The organism is Streptomyces sp. MspMP-M5 (assembly GCF_000373585.1).
Classification (GTDB): domain Bacteria; phylum Actinomycetota; class Actinomycetes; order Streptomycetales; family Streptomycetaceae; genus Streptomyces.
Genome location: NZ_KB891907.1, coordinates 48784 through 65548, shown reverse-complemented (window position 1 = coordinate 65548; position 16765 = coordinate 48784). Strand labels below are relative to the sequence as shown.

The 16765-nt window shown below is 66.8% G+C and carries 13 protein-coding genes and 3 pseudogenes; 7 read left to right on the top strand and 9 right to left on the bottom strand.

Annotation, left to right across the window (positions count from 1 at the left end):
• Positions 1 to 1556: 1556 nt before the first annotated feature.
• The 4 genes from B073_RS0125025 to B073_RS0125010 all read left to right on the top strand — a co-directional run bounded on the left by B073_RS0125025 (position 1557) and on the right by B073_RS0125010 (position 6264).
• The gene (locus B073_RS0125025; RefSeq protein WP_018540826.1) at positions 1557 to 2525 is read left to right on the top strand and encodes a hypothetical protein; all 969 of its coding nucleotides are present in this window, start codon (positions 1557 to 1559) and stop codon (positions 2523 to 2525) included.
• Positions 2522 to 3634, top strand: coding sequence for an NAD(P)/FAD-dependent oxidoreductase (locus B073_RS0125020; RefSeq protein WP_018540825.1), 1113 nt, complete (start codon positions 2522 to 2524; stop codon positions 3632 to 3634). Before B073_RS0125025 ends, B073_RS0125020 begins: the two co-directional genes overlap by 4 nt.
• Before the next feature lie 210 nt (positions 3635 to 3844).
• On the top strand, positions 3845 to 4903 hold the full coding sequence (locus tag B073_RS0125015) for an AMP-binding protein (protein ID WP_018540824.1): 1059 nt from the start codon (positions 3845 to 3847) through the stop codon (positions 4901 to 4903).
• Complete coding sequence (locus B073_RS0125010; protein WP_018540823.1) at positions 4903 to 6264, top strand: aldehyde dehydrogenase family protein; 1362 nt, start codon at positions 4903 to 4905, stop codon at positions 6262 to 6264. The genes B073_RS0125015 and B073_RS0125010 overlap by 1 nt, the downstream gene beginning before the upstream one ends.
• 43 nt (positions 6265 to 6307) lie before the next feature.
• Here B073_RS0125010 and B073_RS41045 read toward each other — a convergent pair.
• Positions 6308 to 6928 (bottom strand): annotated as a pseudogene (locus B073_RS41045) (histidine phosphatase family protein); the annotation flags it as partial.
• Positions 6929 to 7081: 153 nt separating this feature from the next.
• A complete protein-coding gene (locus B073_RS0125000; protein WP_026247709.1) occupies positions 7082 to 7963 on the bottom strand; it encodes an LLM class F420-dependent oxidoreductase in 882 nt (293 codons plus the stop codon).
• A 371-nt stretch (positions 7964 to 8334) separates the two neighbouring features.
• Between B073_RS0125000 and B073_RS0124995 the strand changes: the two genes are divergently transcribed.
• Complete coding sequence (locus tag B073_RS0124995) at positions 8335 to 8577, top strand: hypothetical protein (protein ID WP_018540820.1); 243 nt, start codon at positions 8335 to 8337, stop codon at positions 8575 to 8577.
• A gap of 110 nt (positions 8578 to 8687) precedes the next feature.
• Here the strand turns inward: B073_RS0124995 and B073_RS0124990 are convergent, their stop codons facing one another.
• The 3 genes and pseudogenes from B073_RS0124990 to B073_RS48155 all read right to left on the bottom strand — a co-directional run.
• Positions 8688 to 9836, bottom strand: a complete 1149-nt coding sequence (locus tag B073_RS0124990) for a DUF475 domain-containing protein (RefSeq protein ID WP_018540819.1) — start codon at positions 9834 to 9836, stop codon at positions 8688 to 8690.
• Positions 9837 to 9935: 99 nt separating this feature from the next.
• Positions 9936 to 10103, bottom strand: a pseudogene (locus B073_RS41040) (TerD family protein); the annotation flags it as partial.
• Positions 10082 to 10315 (bottom strand): annotated as a pseudogene (locus B073_RS48155) (IS5/IS1182 family transposase); the annotation flags it as partial. The pseudogenes B073_RS48155 and B073_RS41040, both read right to left, overlap by 22 nt.
• Before the next feature lie 177 nt (positions 10316 to 10492).
• Between B073_RS48155 and B073_RS0124980 the strand changes: the two are divergent.
• Positions 10493 to 11020 (top strand): DinB family protein, encoded by a 528-nt coding sequence (locus B073_RS0124980; protein WP_018540817.1) that lies wholly within the window; start codon positions 10493 to 10495, stop codon positions 11018 to 11020.
• Positions 11021 to 11208: 188 nt separating this feature from the next.
• On the opposite strand, the gene secY is transcribed toward B073_RS0124980, so the two are convergent.
• The 3 genes from secY to B073_RS0124965 form a co-directional block, all read right to left on the bottom strand.
• Entirely contained in the window at positions 11209 to 12519 is a 1311-nt protein-coding gene (gene secY / locus B073_RS0124975; RefSeq protein WP_026247708.1) for a preprotein translocase subunit SecY, read from the bottom strand.
• Positions 12520 to 12748: 229 nt separating this feature from the next.
• Entirely contained in the window at positions 12749 to 13147 is a 399-nt protein-coding gene (locus B073_RS41035) for a hypothetical protein (RefSeq protein ID WP_018540815.1), read from the bottom strand.
• Between the two features lie 13 nt (positions 13148 to 13160).
• On the bottom strand, positions 13161 to 13667 hold the full coding sequence (locus B073_RS0124965; RefSeq protein WP_018540814.1) for a SigE family RNA polymerase sigma factor: 507 nt from the start codon (positions 13665 to 13667) through the stop codon (positions 13161 to 13163).
• Positions 13668 to 13944: 277 nt separating this feature from the next.
• On the opposite strand from B073_RS0124965, the gene B073_RS0124960 reads away from it, so the two are divergent.
• A complete protein-coding gene (locus B073_RS0124960) occupies positions 13945 to 15765 on the top strand; it encodes a protein kinase domain-containing protein (protein WP_018540813.1) in 1821 nt (606 codons plus the stop codon).
• Between the two features lie 36 nt (positions 15766 to 15801).
• Here B073_RS0124960 and B073_RS0124955 read toward each other — a convergent pair whose 3' ends face one another.
• Positions 15802 to 16710 carry an alpha/beta fold hydrolase gene (locus tag B073_RS0124955; protein WP_018540812.1) on the bottom strand — a complete coding sequence of 303 codons (909 nt, stop codon included), beginning with the start codon at positions 16708 to 16710 and terminating at the stop codon, positions 15802 to 15804.
• Positions 16711 to 16765 lie beyond the last annotated feature (55 nt).

Genomic DNA, 16765 nt, shown 5'->3' with positions numbered 1-16765 from the left:
CGCCGACATTAGAGACATTCGCGCGCTAGCAGGACACAAACGAGGCCCCGAGAACATAAACGTGCCGCGCCCTTTTGACTCGTAAGGCACCACACGAAGAACAGGCCAGAGGGCATTTTTATGAGTCGCGCTCAGGCCGCCCACCTGCCGATTCGCCACACGCCAGCCAGGCGGCAGGGAAGCCGGCCCAGCAATCCGCCCTCATAGGATTCGGCAAAGTGGCTTGAACCATGCGACGACGCTTCGGTCGCGACTTGGGAAGGGCGCACCGACCCGGCCATCGGCATCGGCCTGCAGGACGGCTTCCACACATCCACCAGCGCCGCATGAGGACCCTGGGTCGAATCCAAGCGAAGGGTTGACCAGTTGCCCCTGGCATGTATTCTCTAATTGAGAGATCGTTTAGGAAGACCTCGGTAGACCTCGGAGGGATCCTTGGTAGACCGGTTCGATTGACAGCCGCAAGTTAGCCATCTAGTTACTGTCAGTGGACATATCTATAACAGGCTCACCTTCACGGGGTAAGCGATTTCATCAGGGGGAGCACGCATGACCCATTTAGCTGTTAAATTACCTACTCCTCCCTCGACGCGTCGGAGGGGTGATCACGTAAAGACCTGCCCAGACAATCTGAAGTCCGGGTATTTCGAAGTGAGTTGCAATGCCGGCATGCGCGGCAAAGTTCTTGAGGAGTTTCGCCGGTCACCTAGCGCACCACGCTCAATGTCCCCTCCTGCCTGGATTCCAGACGAGAGGACCTGACCGACGCCCGAAGGGATATCGCGGGCGGTATCTGGCATGCCCCGGCGCCGTGGAGCCAGGCGCTCGTGCCGCTGGCCTTCCTCGCCAAGGGCGACACCTTTGAACAGCTCGGATGCCACTTCGGGATCGGCACCGAGACCGCCTGCCACTGTGTCAACGAGGGCATTGATGCCGGCGCCGCGCTGGCCTTCACCTGGCCGACGCCCTCGCCGCCTCCGGAGAGGGCGACGCCTGCTGCTGGACTGCGCTGTCCGCCCGGCGCTGCACCAGCCTCGCCACCGAGGCCAATCCGGATCCGCTCTACCAGGCCGAACACCGCGAACACGGCTTGAACATGCGGGCGTTGACCACCACCGAGGAGAGCTGGTCCTCCTCGGCGAGGCCCGGGGTGGCTCCACGCACGACCTACCGCCGCCCGTCGGCGGCATGCTCGAGTCCGCCGCCCAGCAAGACGTGGAGATCACCGCCAACTCCGGCTACCGAGGCGCCGACGACACCGTCCACACCCCGGCAGATGAGATTTGCTCACTGAGCCCTATTGGTCTTCGCTGACGACCCGGTATTGCGGCTCTCGCATTGCCGTCACCCGAGCTGAGTGGATTGAACACACCCGACCAAATGGCCAGTCATGGGATGCACGTGCCGTGCCTAGAGAAGTGGTAAGGGATACCGCGGCGCGATGCCCAGGTCGTCGAGACCACCATCGCCATGATCACCCGAGAAACCGACTCCGCCCGTGACTCTTTCACCGAGAAATAGCGGCGGCGACATCACACCGAACGAAGGAAAAAAACTTGTCTGAAACGTTTTCCGGTAGGCATCTCGAGATTTCCTGGCCCGACCTGGGTATCACCGTGACCGCGGAACTCGACGGCCGCAACACTGAACTTGCCGACGCGCTGTGGGAGGCGTTGCCCTACCAGAGTCTGCAGGGACACGCGCTGGTGGCGGGACAGCACTTATATCACGCGGCACCGATCCCGTCGCTGCTGCATCTGTCCGCGTCCACTCGGATTGCAGATCGACGCGAGGCGCCCGATGGGACCGTATTCTGCTCCGCGCTACAACATTTAGGCATCAAGTACGGCACGTTGACCGAACCGATGCCGGCATCCCCGGTGGGCCGGATCCGGCAGGAGGACATGCCTGCGCTACAGGAGGCCGGCAAGGCGGTCTGGGATTCGGTCTATTCGACGAAGAATCCGATCCTGGCGGAGGTCCGCAAGGCGGGAACCGAAGGCGGCCATCGTATTCCGCATCTGACCGCCGCAGACCCCGACGCAAAACGTCTCATACACGACGTGCACACCGCGACCGAGCGGGCTTGGCTGTCCGCACCTCAGGAGCTCGCTGACCTCCACGAGGGGGTGATCCCTTCCGGGGCAGGAAGCTTTGACACGGTGTTGCCCACTCTGTTGTTCGTCAACGGTGAGACCCGCCCGCTGGGCTACGCCACCTACGGTGGTCTGGTCCGGGCCGCGGTCCAGGGCATGCCGATGGATTCATTGCGTCACATGGCGCGCCTGCTGGTCGGCATTCCGGCCGAGTTTCTGGGCTACTGCGGCCTGGAGCAGCTGTGGAGTTTCACCCAGCGCTTCCTGACCTGCCTCGACCAGCTCGATCGCGACGATTTCCTGAGTGTGGTGAGTCAACTGGCCCTCTACATCAACTGCTTGGGCGGTTGGAATCTGCACCTGTACCCGTGGGACGCCGGAGATCACCTGCGCCAACTGCGCCCCCACGAAGCGGTCCGCCAGTCGTGAGCCAACTCCCCGAACGCACGGACGCCGTCGTCATCGGCGGGGGCGTCATCGGCAACTCCATAGCGTGCCAACTCGCCGAGGCAGGCGTTGGTACCGTCCTGCTGGAGCGTGGCGCGCTCGGATCGGGATCGTCCGGGACGACTGCGGGCGTGGTGCGTACCTATTTTCCCGGCAACCCCCTCATCAGCAGCCTTGCCGTCCGGACCCTGGCGGCTTACCACGCCTTCACCGAACGGACCGGAACCGACTTCGGCTTGCAGCGCATCGGCTTGCTCGTGCTGTTCACCGACGAACACCAGGTGCAGGACTTCCGACGCACCCAAGCGGCCCAGCAGGCAGCTGGAGTGGACGTCGAACTCGTGACGCCTGCTGAAGCAGCGCGGCTCAACCCGCTGGTCGACGAGCGAGCCATCCTGGCGGCAGCCTGGTCGCCCGAGGCCCATGCCTGCGATCCCGCCGCGATCGTGCGCGGCTACGCCACAGCCGCCCGGCAAGCCGGAGCCATCCTGCGCACGGAGACACCGGTCACCGGCATCGACCCGGATGGGCGGGTCCACACGCCTGCGGGGAGCATCCGCGCCGACACCGTCGTCTGCGCGGCAGGCCCCTGGGCCAGAACGGTCGCCGCCATGGCCGACGTGCACATTCCTGTGACCACGTACCCGGTCGAAATGCTCCTGACCGACACCCCCGGTAGTGCCCCGCGTGACGCTCTGCCGATGACCATCCACCCGTCCAGCCTGCGGATTCGGAGCTGGGGGGACCGCATCCTCGTCGGGATGGGCCGCCCCGCTCCGGATGAAACCCGGCAGGGCTGGCTCCAACGGGTGTCCGGCCACCTTGGCACGGCCTTCCCAGCCCTCGCCGGCAACGACCTCGAGAGCGGGTGGAGCGGAAACCTCGATGTCAGTCCGGACGGGATGGCTTTCATCGGCCGCGATGGCTCCCGCCCGTTCCTCTACGCGGCTGGATTCTCCGGTCAGGGACTGTGCCAAGCAGCTGCCGCCGGAGAGATCATCCGAGACCTCGTGCTCGACAAGAAGTCCTGGATCGACACGGCCGGCCTCTCCACCGCCCGCTGCCTCAGTGGTTCGGACGAGGCCGACTAGGCAGGAGAAGAATCATCAAGATCGCCTTAGGCGCAACGGTTTCATCTTCATCATCGATCAGGCGTGACCGCTCAGGTCTTCTGAGCCGACCGATCGCGCGGGCCTGCTTCGCGACCAGGCGCGGGATCGTCTTACGGCAGACGGCGCTTGGCGAGATCCGTCAAGTGGCAGTCACCAGGCACTTGTTCAATTCTTTCGAGAGGGAAATCCATGGTCGAGCACACTGGCGGAGAGTTCGTTCGGGAGATGATGCGGTGGCACTTCAGTCCGGAGACCGGGTCGTCGTTCTGGCTGAAACGGGCCGAGAGCCTCGACTTCGATCCGCTGACCGATGTCCGGGATTTCGATGATCTCGGCTTGTTTCCCAATGTGGTGGACGAGCTGCGCGACGTCGGCGTCCGTGAGCTGATTCCCCGTGGCTACGGTGACGAGCACGGGGCAGCCGTCTACGAAAGCGGCGGTACCACGGGGCAGCCCAAGCGAGTGCCGTACGCCGCGGAGTGGCATCGGCGCAGCTGCGAATGGTTCAGTGCGCGACTGGATTCCCACGGCGTACCCCGAAATGTCGACTGGCTCAGTGCCGTTCCCACCGGACCGCACAATGTCGGAGCGATGGCGGTCGACACCGCGATGGCTCGGGGCGGGCTGAACTTCAGCATCGATCTGGACCCGCGGTGGGTGAAGAAGCTGATCGCGCAGGGCCGTACGGACATGGCCGACGCCTACACCGACCACCTCATCGAACAGGTCGGCCACATTCTGGCCAGCCAGGATGTGGGCGTCCTCTTCGCCACCCCGCCGATGCTGGAGCGCCTCGCGCAGCACGACGATCTGGTCGAGTTGGTCAACCGGAAGGTCCGCGCGATCATCTGGGGCGGCACGCATCTGGACGCTGACACCCGAGATCTGCTGCGCGACGAGGTGTTCGGAAGCGCCACGTTCGTCGGCGGGTACGGCGGCACGATGATGCTGGGGACCTCGGTGGAGCGGCCCGGTCTCGGCGACGACGAGCCGTGCGTGTTCGACTCCTTCGCTCCATACACCACGTTCCGGGTGATCGACCCCGACACCGGCCGGGTCGTTCCGTATGGCGAGCGCGGTCAGATCGTTCTGCACCACATGAGCCGAAGCGCCTTGCTGGTCAACAACATCGAGCGGGACTACGCGACGCGGATCGCACCGGTGGACGGCGGCTTCGGAGATGCGGTCGCAGACGTCGCACCCGTGGCGTCCTTCGGCGACACAGCCGTGGTCGAGGGCGTGTACTGATGTTGTCCCTGGACGTTCTCGGCCCCGGCGGCCCCTATCGGTCCCGGCGCCAGGAGACCATTGGAGATCTCGCCGGAAACCCGGTCGCGACACTGAGTCTCGCACCCTCGCTCTACGTCGCCCGCGCGATGAAGGCCCTGCGCCGTGCGCCGACGCTACCCGTCGACGCACGGATCGCGGCATTGGCACAGGCGGGCCGGGCTTTCGCCACGCAGACGATCGCGGGACTGACGGCGCAGGAATACCAGCTCACGGTTAGCGCGGCCACGGGGATACCGATCACGGTGGTGCGCAATGCCACCGAGGACATCGCGCGGGCCGCCGAGCGGATCCAGCAGGGCGTGGAGAACGCGCAGCCGGCCGGTGCGGTCGGCTCGTGGCGCGATCCGCGGGCCCGGGACGGTGTGGCGGTGTGGACCCGTCGCGGTGCGGTGTTCGCCGTCCATGCGGCGGGTAATCATCCTGCGGTGCACCAGGGTTGGCTCGATGCCCTCGCGCTCGGCTACCGCGTTGCCGTGCGTCCCTCTCGTCGTGAGCCGTTCACCCCGCACCGGCTGGTCACTGCCCTGCGCGAGGCCGGTTTCGGCGACGAGGGAATCGTGTTCCTGCCCACCGACCACAACGTGGCCGACGACATCCTCCGACACGCCGACTTCGGAATGGTGTACGGCGGGGCGGACGTCGTGGGCAAATACGCGGGCGATCCACGCATTCTTCCGCAGGGGCCCGGGCGCTCCAAGATACTCATCACCGCCGAAACCGAGTGGGAGCCGATCGTCGACACCATCGTGGAGTCGATCAGCAGTGGTGGGGGCGTCGGTTGCGTCAACGCCACCGGCGTACTGGTCGAGGGCGACCCCGCCCCCGTGGCCGCGGCGATCGCCGAACGCCTCGCCGCGCTGCCCAGTCTGCCCGCGACGGACGAACGCGCAGTGCTGCCCGTGATGCCCGTCGGTCCCGCCCGTCGGTGGGACACGTATCTGCGGCAGCGGGCAGCGGGCACCAAGGCGTGGCTCGGCGGTGACGGCATCGCCGACGAACTCGGCGATGGTTCCGCGGTGCTCCGGCCGGCGGTGCACCAGCTCGACAGCCCGTTCGCCGAACAGCTCGGGATGGAGTTGGGCTTCCCCTGTGCGTGGGTTGCACCTTGGGACCGTGACGCCGGTGTCCGGCCGTTGCGTGACACCCTCGTCCTCACTGCCGTGACCACCGACGCGGACCTGATCGACGCATTGGTGGCCGAGCCGACCATCGCCAATGTCTACGTCGGTGACCATCCGACCCCGTGGATGGAGCACGGACTGCCGCACGACGGCTATCTTGCTGAATTCCTCATGCGCACCAAGACGATTCGATGCTGACGGCCATGGGGCCGTGCCGAGCACCGCCCCATTGGCTGCCGGGTCAGCGGTGGTCCGCCAGGTGCGAGGTGTCGTTCAGCAGTCGCACCGACGCATTCCCGTCCCCGTCATAGGCCACGGCCGACAACGAGGCCGCCGACAACTCCATCCGGAACAGCGACGCGGGCGGTGCGCCCAGCGCCATCCGAACCAGCGTCCGCAACACCCCGACATGCGACACGACCAACACCGTCTGTCCCTCGTACCGCGCCAGGAGCCGGTCCCGCGCGAGCGCGGCCCGGCGCGCAACCGCGGTGAAGGTTTCTCCGGTGCCGCCCGGCACCGCCGCCGGTGAGGCGAGCCACGCTGCCATCTCGTCCGGGTAGCGCTCGCGCACCTCGGCGAACGTAAGTCCCTCCCAGGCACCGAAATCCGCCTCACGGAGCCCCTCATCGATCCGGACTTCCAGGCCCAGCCGTCGTGCCGCTGTCTCGGCCGTCTGCTGGGCCCGGCGCATCGGAGAGGACACCACCGCCTGCACCGCGCCGCGCGCCGCGAGCGTCCTCCCGGCGGCCTCGGCCTGCCGCCGCCCGGCCTCCGACAACGCCGGATCGGAGCCGCCGCTGCCGGACAACCGCTTCTCCGGTGTCAATGCCGTCTCACCGTGACGCAGCAGCAGGAGGGTCGTGAGGGCGCCCCGGTCGGCGGACGCGAGATTCACGCCGGCCGCTCCACGACCATTTCTGGAACCGTTGCGCATCGGGGCACCGCTTTCGATCCTTTGCCCCCGTCGCCGGCGGCATTGTGGCGAAGTGTGTAGTTCGGAGAATTGTGCACTTCAGCGAAGCGCGGCGATGACCGGCGCGAAGATCTCCATGTTGTATTCCATGACCGTGAAGTAGGAGAAGCCGTAGCGTGCGCTGCGTTCCTTGATTTGTTGGGCCATCTCCGCCGGGGTTCCGCTCAATACACTGGGTAGCTCCTCGGGGCTGTGCGGGGCGTCGGGCGGCAGCGGCGCGAACCTGTCAGGTGTTGCGGAGCTTTCGGCGGACGGAATCACCTGCTGAATCAGGATATTCAGCTCCACGGCGTCGGCGCGCTCACCGAGCAGGCCGCGCACGTAGCCGAGACGTTCTTCCATTTGCGCGACTCCGGCCAGATGGAGTGCATCACCGGTGGTGTTGGCCCAGCCTCCAGGGAAGGCGATGATGTCGGCGTGCGCGGCGGCCAGCCGTAGTAGCCGGTCGCCCCACCCCGCAATCAGCAGTGGTGGCCCGGACGGTTGGGCTGGACGTGGCTGGTATTCCGTGTCAGCAAACAGACCACGCAACGTGGTGACAGTCTGTTCGAGCTGTTCAACCCGCCTTCCGCCGCTGGGGAACGGTATCTCCGCAGCGTCGAACTCGGCCTTCACGTAACCTGCGCCGAGCCCGACTTCCATACGCCCGTCGACGAATTGGTCGGTGGTCGCCACGTCACGTGCGAGAAGGGCGGGGTTGTAAAACGGCGTGTTCAACACGAACGTGGTCAGCCGTACCCGTTCGGTGGCTTCGGCTGCGAGAATTATCGCCGGAAACGGCGCGGGGGATTCCAGATGATCGGCCACTCCGACTACATCGAACCCGAGTTCCTCGGCTCTCCGGCACTTCGCGGTCCATTCGCGTCGCGAACCGGGAACGAACATGTTGACACCGAAGCGGAAAGGGCGCTGTAAATGCATTATGCCTGTTTACCACACGATGCTTCTCCCGTCATCCCGCTTGGGTGGGATGACATCACCTCAATCCCTTGAGGTCTTCTCGGCAGGGTCACAGTTGCGGTGCATGACCGCGTGCGGACGGTCGAGGTGGTGACCTGGCGTCAAATACGCGTGAAGCCCTGACAGGAATGGAACTGCGAAGAGCCATGTCCCAGCCGAGAGGCTCCATGTCCCGTTCAGCATCATCTACACCACTCTCCTCGATGTTCGCAGGGGGCCGCCGCACATCTTGCGATGCTGCTGGACGACCGCCGCAGGCGGCTCGGCACCCGCAAGGACCCCACGCCCTGGGCGTCTTCAAGCAGGCTGTGACGGTGCCGCGCTAACAGGCGATGGTGCTGAAGAAGGAGAAAATCGGGCGCGCGGCCGCGCAGGTCAGAAGGATTCTGCGGGCCCAGCCGGGCTGGGCGCCGGACAAGCGCACGCTGCAGTGGATGTTCCATCGCACCGGGCTGATCGCGCTCAAAGCACCCCAGCAGAAGGAGACGTTCGGCCGGTTCGAAGCCGACCGCCCCAACGAACTCTTGGTCGGTGATGCTCTGCACGGGCCGAGGATCGATGGCCGCAAAGCGTAACTCTTCGCCTCCTGGACGACCATCCCAGGCGGTGGTCGGCCGCCGGTGGGGTTTCGCGGAGGACACCGTCTGCCTGGTGGCGGCCCTACGGCCCGCGCTGGCGGCCCGACTCAGACGCCGGAGGAAGCCTCAATCTTGTCGTTGGACCCCGTGTCCTTTCCCTCGGCCGCCGCTAGCCTGCGGTTGCGCAGGACCGAAGAGAAGAAGGACCAGGCGATCAGGCCGACGCCAACGAAACCCGTGATGACCTCGTGGATCTCGTACTGGATGGTGACAAGCAGGAGCACGGCGAGGGCGCCGATCGCGTAGTGCGCGCCGTGCTCCAGGTAGACGTAGTCGTCCAGGGTTCCCTGGCGGACCAGGTAGACCGTCAGCGAACGCACGTACATCGCACCGATGCCAAGGCCGAGCGCCATCAGCACGATGTCGTTGGTGACGGCGAAGGCGCCGATCACACCGTCGAAGGAGAACGACGCGTCCAGGACCTCCAGGTAGAGGAACACGAAAAACGCGGCCTTGCCGGCCATCGCCATGCCGGTGTTCTTCTGGCCGGTGCGCTTGGCCTCTTCCTCGGCCTCGTGCTCGCGCTCCTCGTCCGCCTCGAGCTTCTTCTCGAAGAAGCCGGAGAGGCCGCCGACGATCAAATAGGTGACCAGACCGGCCACGCCGGAGACCAGTACGATCTCGGCCTTGTTGACGTGTGCGCCGCCATGCTGGTGGGCGTTGACGGCGAAGGTCATCGAGGTGACCAGCAGGACGATCAGCGCGATGCAAACCGACAGCATGTCCACCTTGCCGAGCTTGGCGAGCGGACGCTCCAGCCAGCCGAGCCACTGGATCTCCCGGTCCTCGAAGATGAAGTCAAGGAAGATCATCAACAGGAACATGCCGCCGAAGGCGGCGATCGACGGGTGAGCGTCGGTCACCAACTGCTGGTACTTGTCCTTATCGTCGAGCGCAAGCCGTACCGCTTCGATCGGACCGATCTTGGCGCTGACGGCGACGATCACGACCGGGAAGACCAGGCGCATGCCGAAGACCGCGATAAGAACGCCGACGGTGAGGAAGATCTTCTGCCAGAAGGCGTTCATCTTCTTCAGGATCCCGGCGTTGACCACGGCGTTGTCGAAGGACACCGAGATCTCGAGGATGGACAGGATCGCCACGATCCCGAAGCCGGTCCACCCCCCGTATAACACCGCTGCGAAGAGGCCGAGCGCGGTGACCGCGAACGACCAGCCGAACGTTCTCAGAAGCACTGGCTACCCAATCATTTTGTACGGGGCTCCCCCGCGCCGTACCTGACTTTGCGAAACATTGACCCCGAAGTCTAGAGCGATGCCTCGCCGCCCTGACACCTACCCCGGGCCGATGGCGCGGAACTTCCACTCGCCGCCGTGCCGGTAGACCTCAGCGGAGATCATCGCCGTCTCCGTGGACGCGTCTTCGCTGAGGTCATAGCGGGCGAGCTCCTGGCCGTCGGCCTGGTTCACCACGCGGGTGATCGCGTTGCCGACCTGGCCGAAACCTGTACGTTCGCTGAGAAAAGGCAGTTGCGTGAAGAGGCCCCAACTGCACGGTCGCGGACCCGAACCCAGGTACCGTCCACGATCCATTGCCGTTCCACTGTGTCAGCGGGCTGACTGGCAGGTTCGCTGGCCAGGAGAGGTCGCAGCCGCTGGATGGCCCGGCATACCGTCACCGATGAGCATCCAAAGAGCGGCGCGAGCTGCCGCATTTCGACTGGCGCGTGCCCCTCCCGCTCCCCTCCGAACAGCCCGTCGATGACGGTCCGCCCTCTATTTCCGGCTCGAGCAAGACCGCGGTGCGTGTGGTGATTCTCGGTGTCTTCCCTGGCCCATCGCTGGGCTGGCTTCTTCTGAGCCTGTCAGTGGCCTGTGCAAGGGTGGGGTGCATGGTTATGACACCGGATGGACGCCGCATTCCGCCCCCGCATGCCGATGAACGCGCCACGCTCGAAGGCTGGCTGGACTTTCACCGCGCAACGCTCGCGTTGAAGTGCGCGGGGCTCGACGATCGTCAGTTGCGTCTGGCTGCGGTGGCGCCGTCGTCGATGACCCTGCTGGGCCTGGTCCAGCACATGGCGGAGGTGGAACGCAACTGGTTCCAGCGGGTGTTCGCCGGCCATGACGTGCCGACGGTGTATGCAGAGAGCACGGTGGACGGCTTCGAGCTGGTCCCGGACCGCGGGATAGATGAGGTGCTGGCAGCCTGGCGCGCGGAAGTGGCGCGGGGCCGCGAACTGATCGCCGACGCGTCGCTGGAGGACTCCGGCGAGCTCTCGGACCAGGAAGCGGGCCACGTCGGAGACCGGAGAGTCTCCTTGCGTTGGATCTTGGTTCATATGATCGAGGAGTACGCACGCCACAACGGTCACGCCGACCTGATCCGGGAGTGTATTGACGGCGTCACGGGCGCGTGATGCACCGCTGGTAGCACAGGGGGAAGCCACAAGGCGGATCGCCGCGAAGGTGACGGGGGTTGGGAGTTCAACTGCAGCTCCCGATCACTGTGGTTCGCGGTGTCGCAAAGCGGCTGCCCCGGCTTGCTGATCCGGACCTGGATTGTGCGTCCTGGCCACGGTGGCCATCGCAGCCAGGGCGATGCGCGTCAGCGCAGGAACCCTTCGTAATGACGCTGCTGGAGCTGGCTCTTGACCTGCTTCACTGTCTCCAATCCGACGCTCACGATGATGAGGATGCTCGTGCCGCCGAACGGGAAATTGCTGCCGTTGAACAGCACCAGCGCCGCTGTGGGCACCAGGGCGATCAGCCCCAGGTAGAGCGCTCCCGGCCAGGTGATCCGGTTGAGCACGTAGCCCAGGTAGTCAGCCGTGGGTCGGCCGGCCCGGATGCCGGGGATGAATCCGCCATGCTTCTTCATGTTGTCGGCAACTTCCTTGGGGGTGAAGGAGATGGTGACGTAGAAGAACGCGAAGAAAACAATCAGCAGGAAGTACAGTGCCAGATGGATCGGTTGATCGCCCCTGGCGAGATTGGTGGCGATCCACCGGGCCCATCCTGATGCCGAGTTACCACCGAGATCTATCAAACTGGGGATGGCGAGCAGCGATGAGGCGAAGATGACGGGAATTACACCCGCCTGATTCACTTTCAGCGGGAGGTAGGTCGAACTGCCGCCGTAGGAACGACGGCCGATCATTCGTTTTGCGTATTGGACCGGGATCCGGCGCTGCGCCTGCTCGACGAAGACCACCAGGCAAACCATGCAGAGACCGACCGCGATCACGATGGCGAACTCGCCCCAGCCGCTCAGGATTTTACCCGACTTCTTGACCCCCCACAGGTTGGCCGGGAAGCTGGCGGAGAGGGAGGTGAACATCAGGATTGACATGCCGTTGCCGATGCCGCGGTCCGTGATCAGCTCTCCGAGCCACATCACCACGGCGGTGCCGGCGGTCATGGTGACGACCATGACGGAGGTCCGGAAGATCGAGGTGTCCGGGACGATCTGGGTGCGGACCTGACAGGTCGGGAAGAGACCACCGCTTTGGGCTCTGGCCACCAGGGCGGCGCCCTGGAGCACTGCCAGGCCCAGCGTCAGGTACCGGGTGTACTGGGTGATCTTCGCGGTGCCCGCCTGGCCCTCCTTCTTCAGCGCCTCCAGGCGCGGAACGACCACCGTCAGCAGTTGAAGGATGATGCTCGCCGTGATGTACGGCGTGATCCCCAGGGCGAAGATGGTGAGTTGCAGCAGCGCACCACCGCTGAACGTGTTGATCAGACCGAAGAGGCCACCGTCGCCGACACCCTCCTTGATGCACTGCGTAACGTTCCGGTAATCCACCCCAGGGACCGGAACGTTCTGCCCCAACCGGTAGAGAAGCAAGACTCCCAGCGTGAAGAGTATCTTTTTGCGAAGGCCGGACGCTTTGAGGACTCTGACGAATACGGAAGGCACTTTTCAAGTCGTCCTTAAACTCGCAAGTTGATAGGGCCGAGCAGGGTTGTCTTCGCGACTCATTGCCAATGACCGCTGCCGATCTGGATGACCGCTGTCGATCTGGATGCGCCTCAACATTCCAGTTGTAGGCAGCTGTCATCGCCGGCCAGGAGCAGGTTTCTGAGTGCAGAAAGGACTGACGTGCAGTCATGGGATGGAACTCAGGGCGCCTGAATCTCGGCCACCGCTACTTGATCGTTGAGGTGTGGGCCGGGAACGGGGCCGGCACGGTCGTGCAGGTGCGGGTCGGGATCGGGACCGGCACGGTCGTTGAGGTGTAGGTGGGAAGAATCGGGACCGGCACGGTGGTGCAGGTGCGGGCCGGGACCGGGACCGGTGCGGTCGTAGAGGTGGGCTGGTGCTGAGGAACGGTGGGCCCGCCTTGAGCGGAAGCGCTCGGCAGGACTTCCAGCCCGACACCGAGCCCGGCGATCGTCAGCGCCGAGCCGGTGGCCATCCAGACCGTCCGCGCGCGCCGACGGGCACGGACCCCAGCTTGCAGCCGCTGCCGGTGCTGGTCCTCAAAGGGGGTGTTCGCCTGGGTATCGCGCATCATCCGCGCGAGTTGGTGTTCAAAGTCTTCCATGATGTCTCCTCCTTCACTTCACCGGCTCGACGGCATCACCCAGGACCTGCCGCAACCGCGTCACGCCCCGGGACGTAAGGGACCGGACGGTGCCCACCGGACACCCCAGCGCCTCGGCGACCTGCACCTCGGACAGGTCCTGGTAGTAGCGCAGCACCACCGCGGCGCGCTGCCGCACCGGCAGCAGTGCCAACGCGGCCTCCAACCGCGTCCGTTCCTCCACGGCAGCGGCCTCGTCGCCGGCCTCGGGAAGCTCCGGCAACCGCTCCACCGGACGCTCGCCCCACCAGCGACGTCGCGCCGCGCGAGCCGCCGCACGGGCCAGCACCCGGCGCACATACGCCTCCGGCGCCTGCTCGGCCACCCTCGGCCATGCGAACCACAGCTTCACCAGGGCCTCCTGCAGCAGATCCTCGGCCCGATGCCGATCTCCACCAGTGAGCAGATGCGCCAGGTGAAGCAGCGCCGACCAACGAGCCGCCACGAACCGGTCGAACGCATCGGCCCGCAACTGCCCCATCAACGCCGTCCCCCGCCTCTCGACACTCGCCTACACCCCTACAAAGGCATTGACCCACGTCCCGCTATGCAGTCCTCAGACGTGAGCTGCCTCACGCACCCGCCTCAGCCCGGTACGTAGGCGAGCACCCGGAAGACCCGGCTACGAAGCCGTCGAGCCCCTCTCCTGCGCTGCCCTTGGACGAGGCCAGAGGGCGCGCCGAGGCGGTATGCGGCCGCCCCTATGCTGGAAGGCCGCCCGGGCGGAAGTGGCCGGGTCGACCGCGCGGGAGGGGTTTGTGGCAGCGCTGGATCCGGACGATCCCCGGTCCATCGGCGGGTACCAGTTGTTGGAACGGCTCGGCGCCGGTGGCATGGGGCGGGTCTTCCTAGGGCGCTCGCCCGGCGGCCGGCAAGTTGCGGTCAAGGTCGTGCACGCGGCGCTGCTCGATCAACCGGACTTCCGTTCCCGGTTCCGCCGGGAGGTGCAGGCCGCACGCGCGGTGAGCGGGGCGTTCACCGCGCCGGTGATCGACGCGGATCCGGACGCGCCCGAACCCTGGTTGGTGACCAGTTACATCTCCGGACCGTCACTGGAGCGTGCGGTCAGCGACTGGGGGCCGATGCCCACAGCTCGCGTGTTCGCCCTGGCCGCCGGCCTCGCCGAGGCGTTGGTGTCGATCCACGGAGCGCACCTCGTCCATCGCGACCTCAAGCCCTCCAATGTGCTGCTCGCCACGGACGGGCCGCGGGTCATCGACTTCGGGATAGCCCGGGTCGTCGAGGGCAGTTCCCTCACCATGACCGGGTTTGCGCTCGGCTCGCCGGGATTCATGTCGCCGGAGCAGGCGAACGGCGAGGAGATCGGACCGCCCAGCGACGTCTTCTCCCTCGGCACGGTCCTGGCCTACGCGGCCACCGGCGGCAACCCGTTCGGCGACGGCCATCTGGCGTCCCTCCTCTACCGGGTCGTCCACGACACCCCCGACCTCGACACGGTCACCGACCCCGCGCTGCGCACGCTGATCACCGACTGCCTGGCCAAGGATCCCGCCCGGCGCCCCACGCCTCGGGAGATCCTCGGCCGGTGCGGTGCGGGTGCCGGGGCGGAAGTCGGACCGGCCGCAGCCGCACCGTCCGGGGCCGAGAGCTCCGTGCATCCTGGTGCGCCGGGCGGAGCCCCTCCTCCGGGGCGCCGGCCCGGCGGCGGGCTGCCGGCGGCGCCGACCGCCCCCGGAACTCCCCTGCCCGGCGCCGCTCCGACTCCGGCGCCGAGTGTCCATCGGACTCCGGCAGCGGGCGCTCTGCCGGCTCCCGGACGGGCACAGATGACGGACGCGCAGCTGCGTCCGGCCGGGAGCTCGGGCCGGCGCGGCGCCACCCGGCGTACGCTTCTGATCTCGGCAGCCGCGGCGGCGGCCGTCGCCGCGGTGGGCATTCCCATGGCCCTCACGGCCAGCCACGACAGCGCTCCGGGGGACGAACCGGCCCGGCCCACCGGACCAAAACCCGTCGGGACATGGCGACTTGACGAGCACTCGGGCCATCGCGCGGCGGACGCGGTGGGCGCCCATGACGGCACGGCGTCCGATGTCCGCTGGGGCGTGGGCAACAGCGGCGCCGCGCTCTTCAACGGCGTCAGCAGTCAGATCACCACGCGCGGCCCCGTACTCGACACCGCCCCGGGGCACAGCTTCACCGTCTCCGCCTGGGTCTACCTCACCAGCGCGAGCGGCTTCGCCACCATCGTCAGTCAAGGCGCCGCCGACAGCAGCTCGTTCTACCTCCAGTACTCCGGCTCCGACCACCGGTGGGCGTTCTCCCGGCCGGGCGTCCGGACGCTCGGGGCAGAACCACCCGTGCTGAACACGTGGACCCACCTGGTGGGGGTGTGTGACGCCGCCGCCCACCGACTCCACCTCTACGTCAACGGCAGACGGCAGGGCACGGCCACCGACACCCGTCCCGACACCAAGCCCGGCGCCCTCATGATCGGCCGCGCCACGTTCGGCGGTCGGCCCGTCGACTTCTTCTCCGGCAGCATCAAGAACGTGCAGGTCTTCGACCAGGCCCTGCCCGCGGAGCGGGTCACGGCGCTGGAGCGAGGGGGCGTGCAGTGAACCGCGAGGGCCGCAACCGACGGTGCACGTCGCCGGTCAGCGGCCCAGTAGCCGGGTGGCCTCCTCGGCGAGTTCGGTGGGGGCGGTGACCGGCACCATGTGGTCCGCGTGGGGGATCACCACGTGGCGGCCGCGCGGTGACTGGCGCGCCCGGTGCAGTTGCGAGGCGGTGGCCTGTGCGCGGACGCGGCGGGGCATGCCGATGGACGTGCGGCCCGCCGAGACCACGGTGAGGGGGATGTCCGGGAGCGGCGGAGGGCCGGCCAGGAGGGATCTCAAGTCACCCTCGATGTCTTCCAGTTCGCGTGCCCGGGTGCGTAGCGCGCGCAAGGAATAGCCTTCGGCGCGCATGTCCGCGGCGGCGTCCGCGGGCAGTGCGGCGGTGAGGGAGCGGTAGGCGAAACCGAGCAGGCCGAGGCGCGCCAGCGCCGCACTCAGGTACTGGCCCAGGCGTTCCTGGCGTCGCGTGGACGGCTGGAGCAGCAAGGGGCATGCCTCGTCGGTGGGGTCGACGAGCATGAGGCCGGCGATGCGATCCGGTCGTTCGGCGGCAGCCAGCCGTACCAGCGGGCCGCCCCAGCTGTGGCCGACCAGGACGAAGGGCCCCGGGCCGAGATGGTCCAGCAGGTCGTTGAGGTCCCGGGCGAGCGCCGCCAGGCGTCGCGAGCCGGCGGCGGGGGCGCTGCGGCCGAGACCGCTGCGGTCGTAGACCACGCTCGACGCGACGCCCTTGACCGCCTGTTGGAAGGGTGCCCAGTACGAACGCGAGGCCGCCAGGCCGCCTTCGCAGACGATGGTGGGTGCCTGGGCCGGACCGCCCACGGCCGCCAGACGCTGGTAGTACAGCCGACGGCCGTCGCGCGTGGGGGCGAGGCCGGGCACGCCCTGACTGTGCGGATGTGCCTGGCCGCCTGTGGCGTTGGTGTTCTGCCGTCCTTGTGCCACAGGTGGCCCCCGATGCGGATTCCGGTCTTGCGCCTGTTGTCTTGAGCATAGCGCT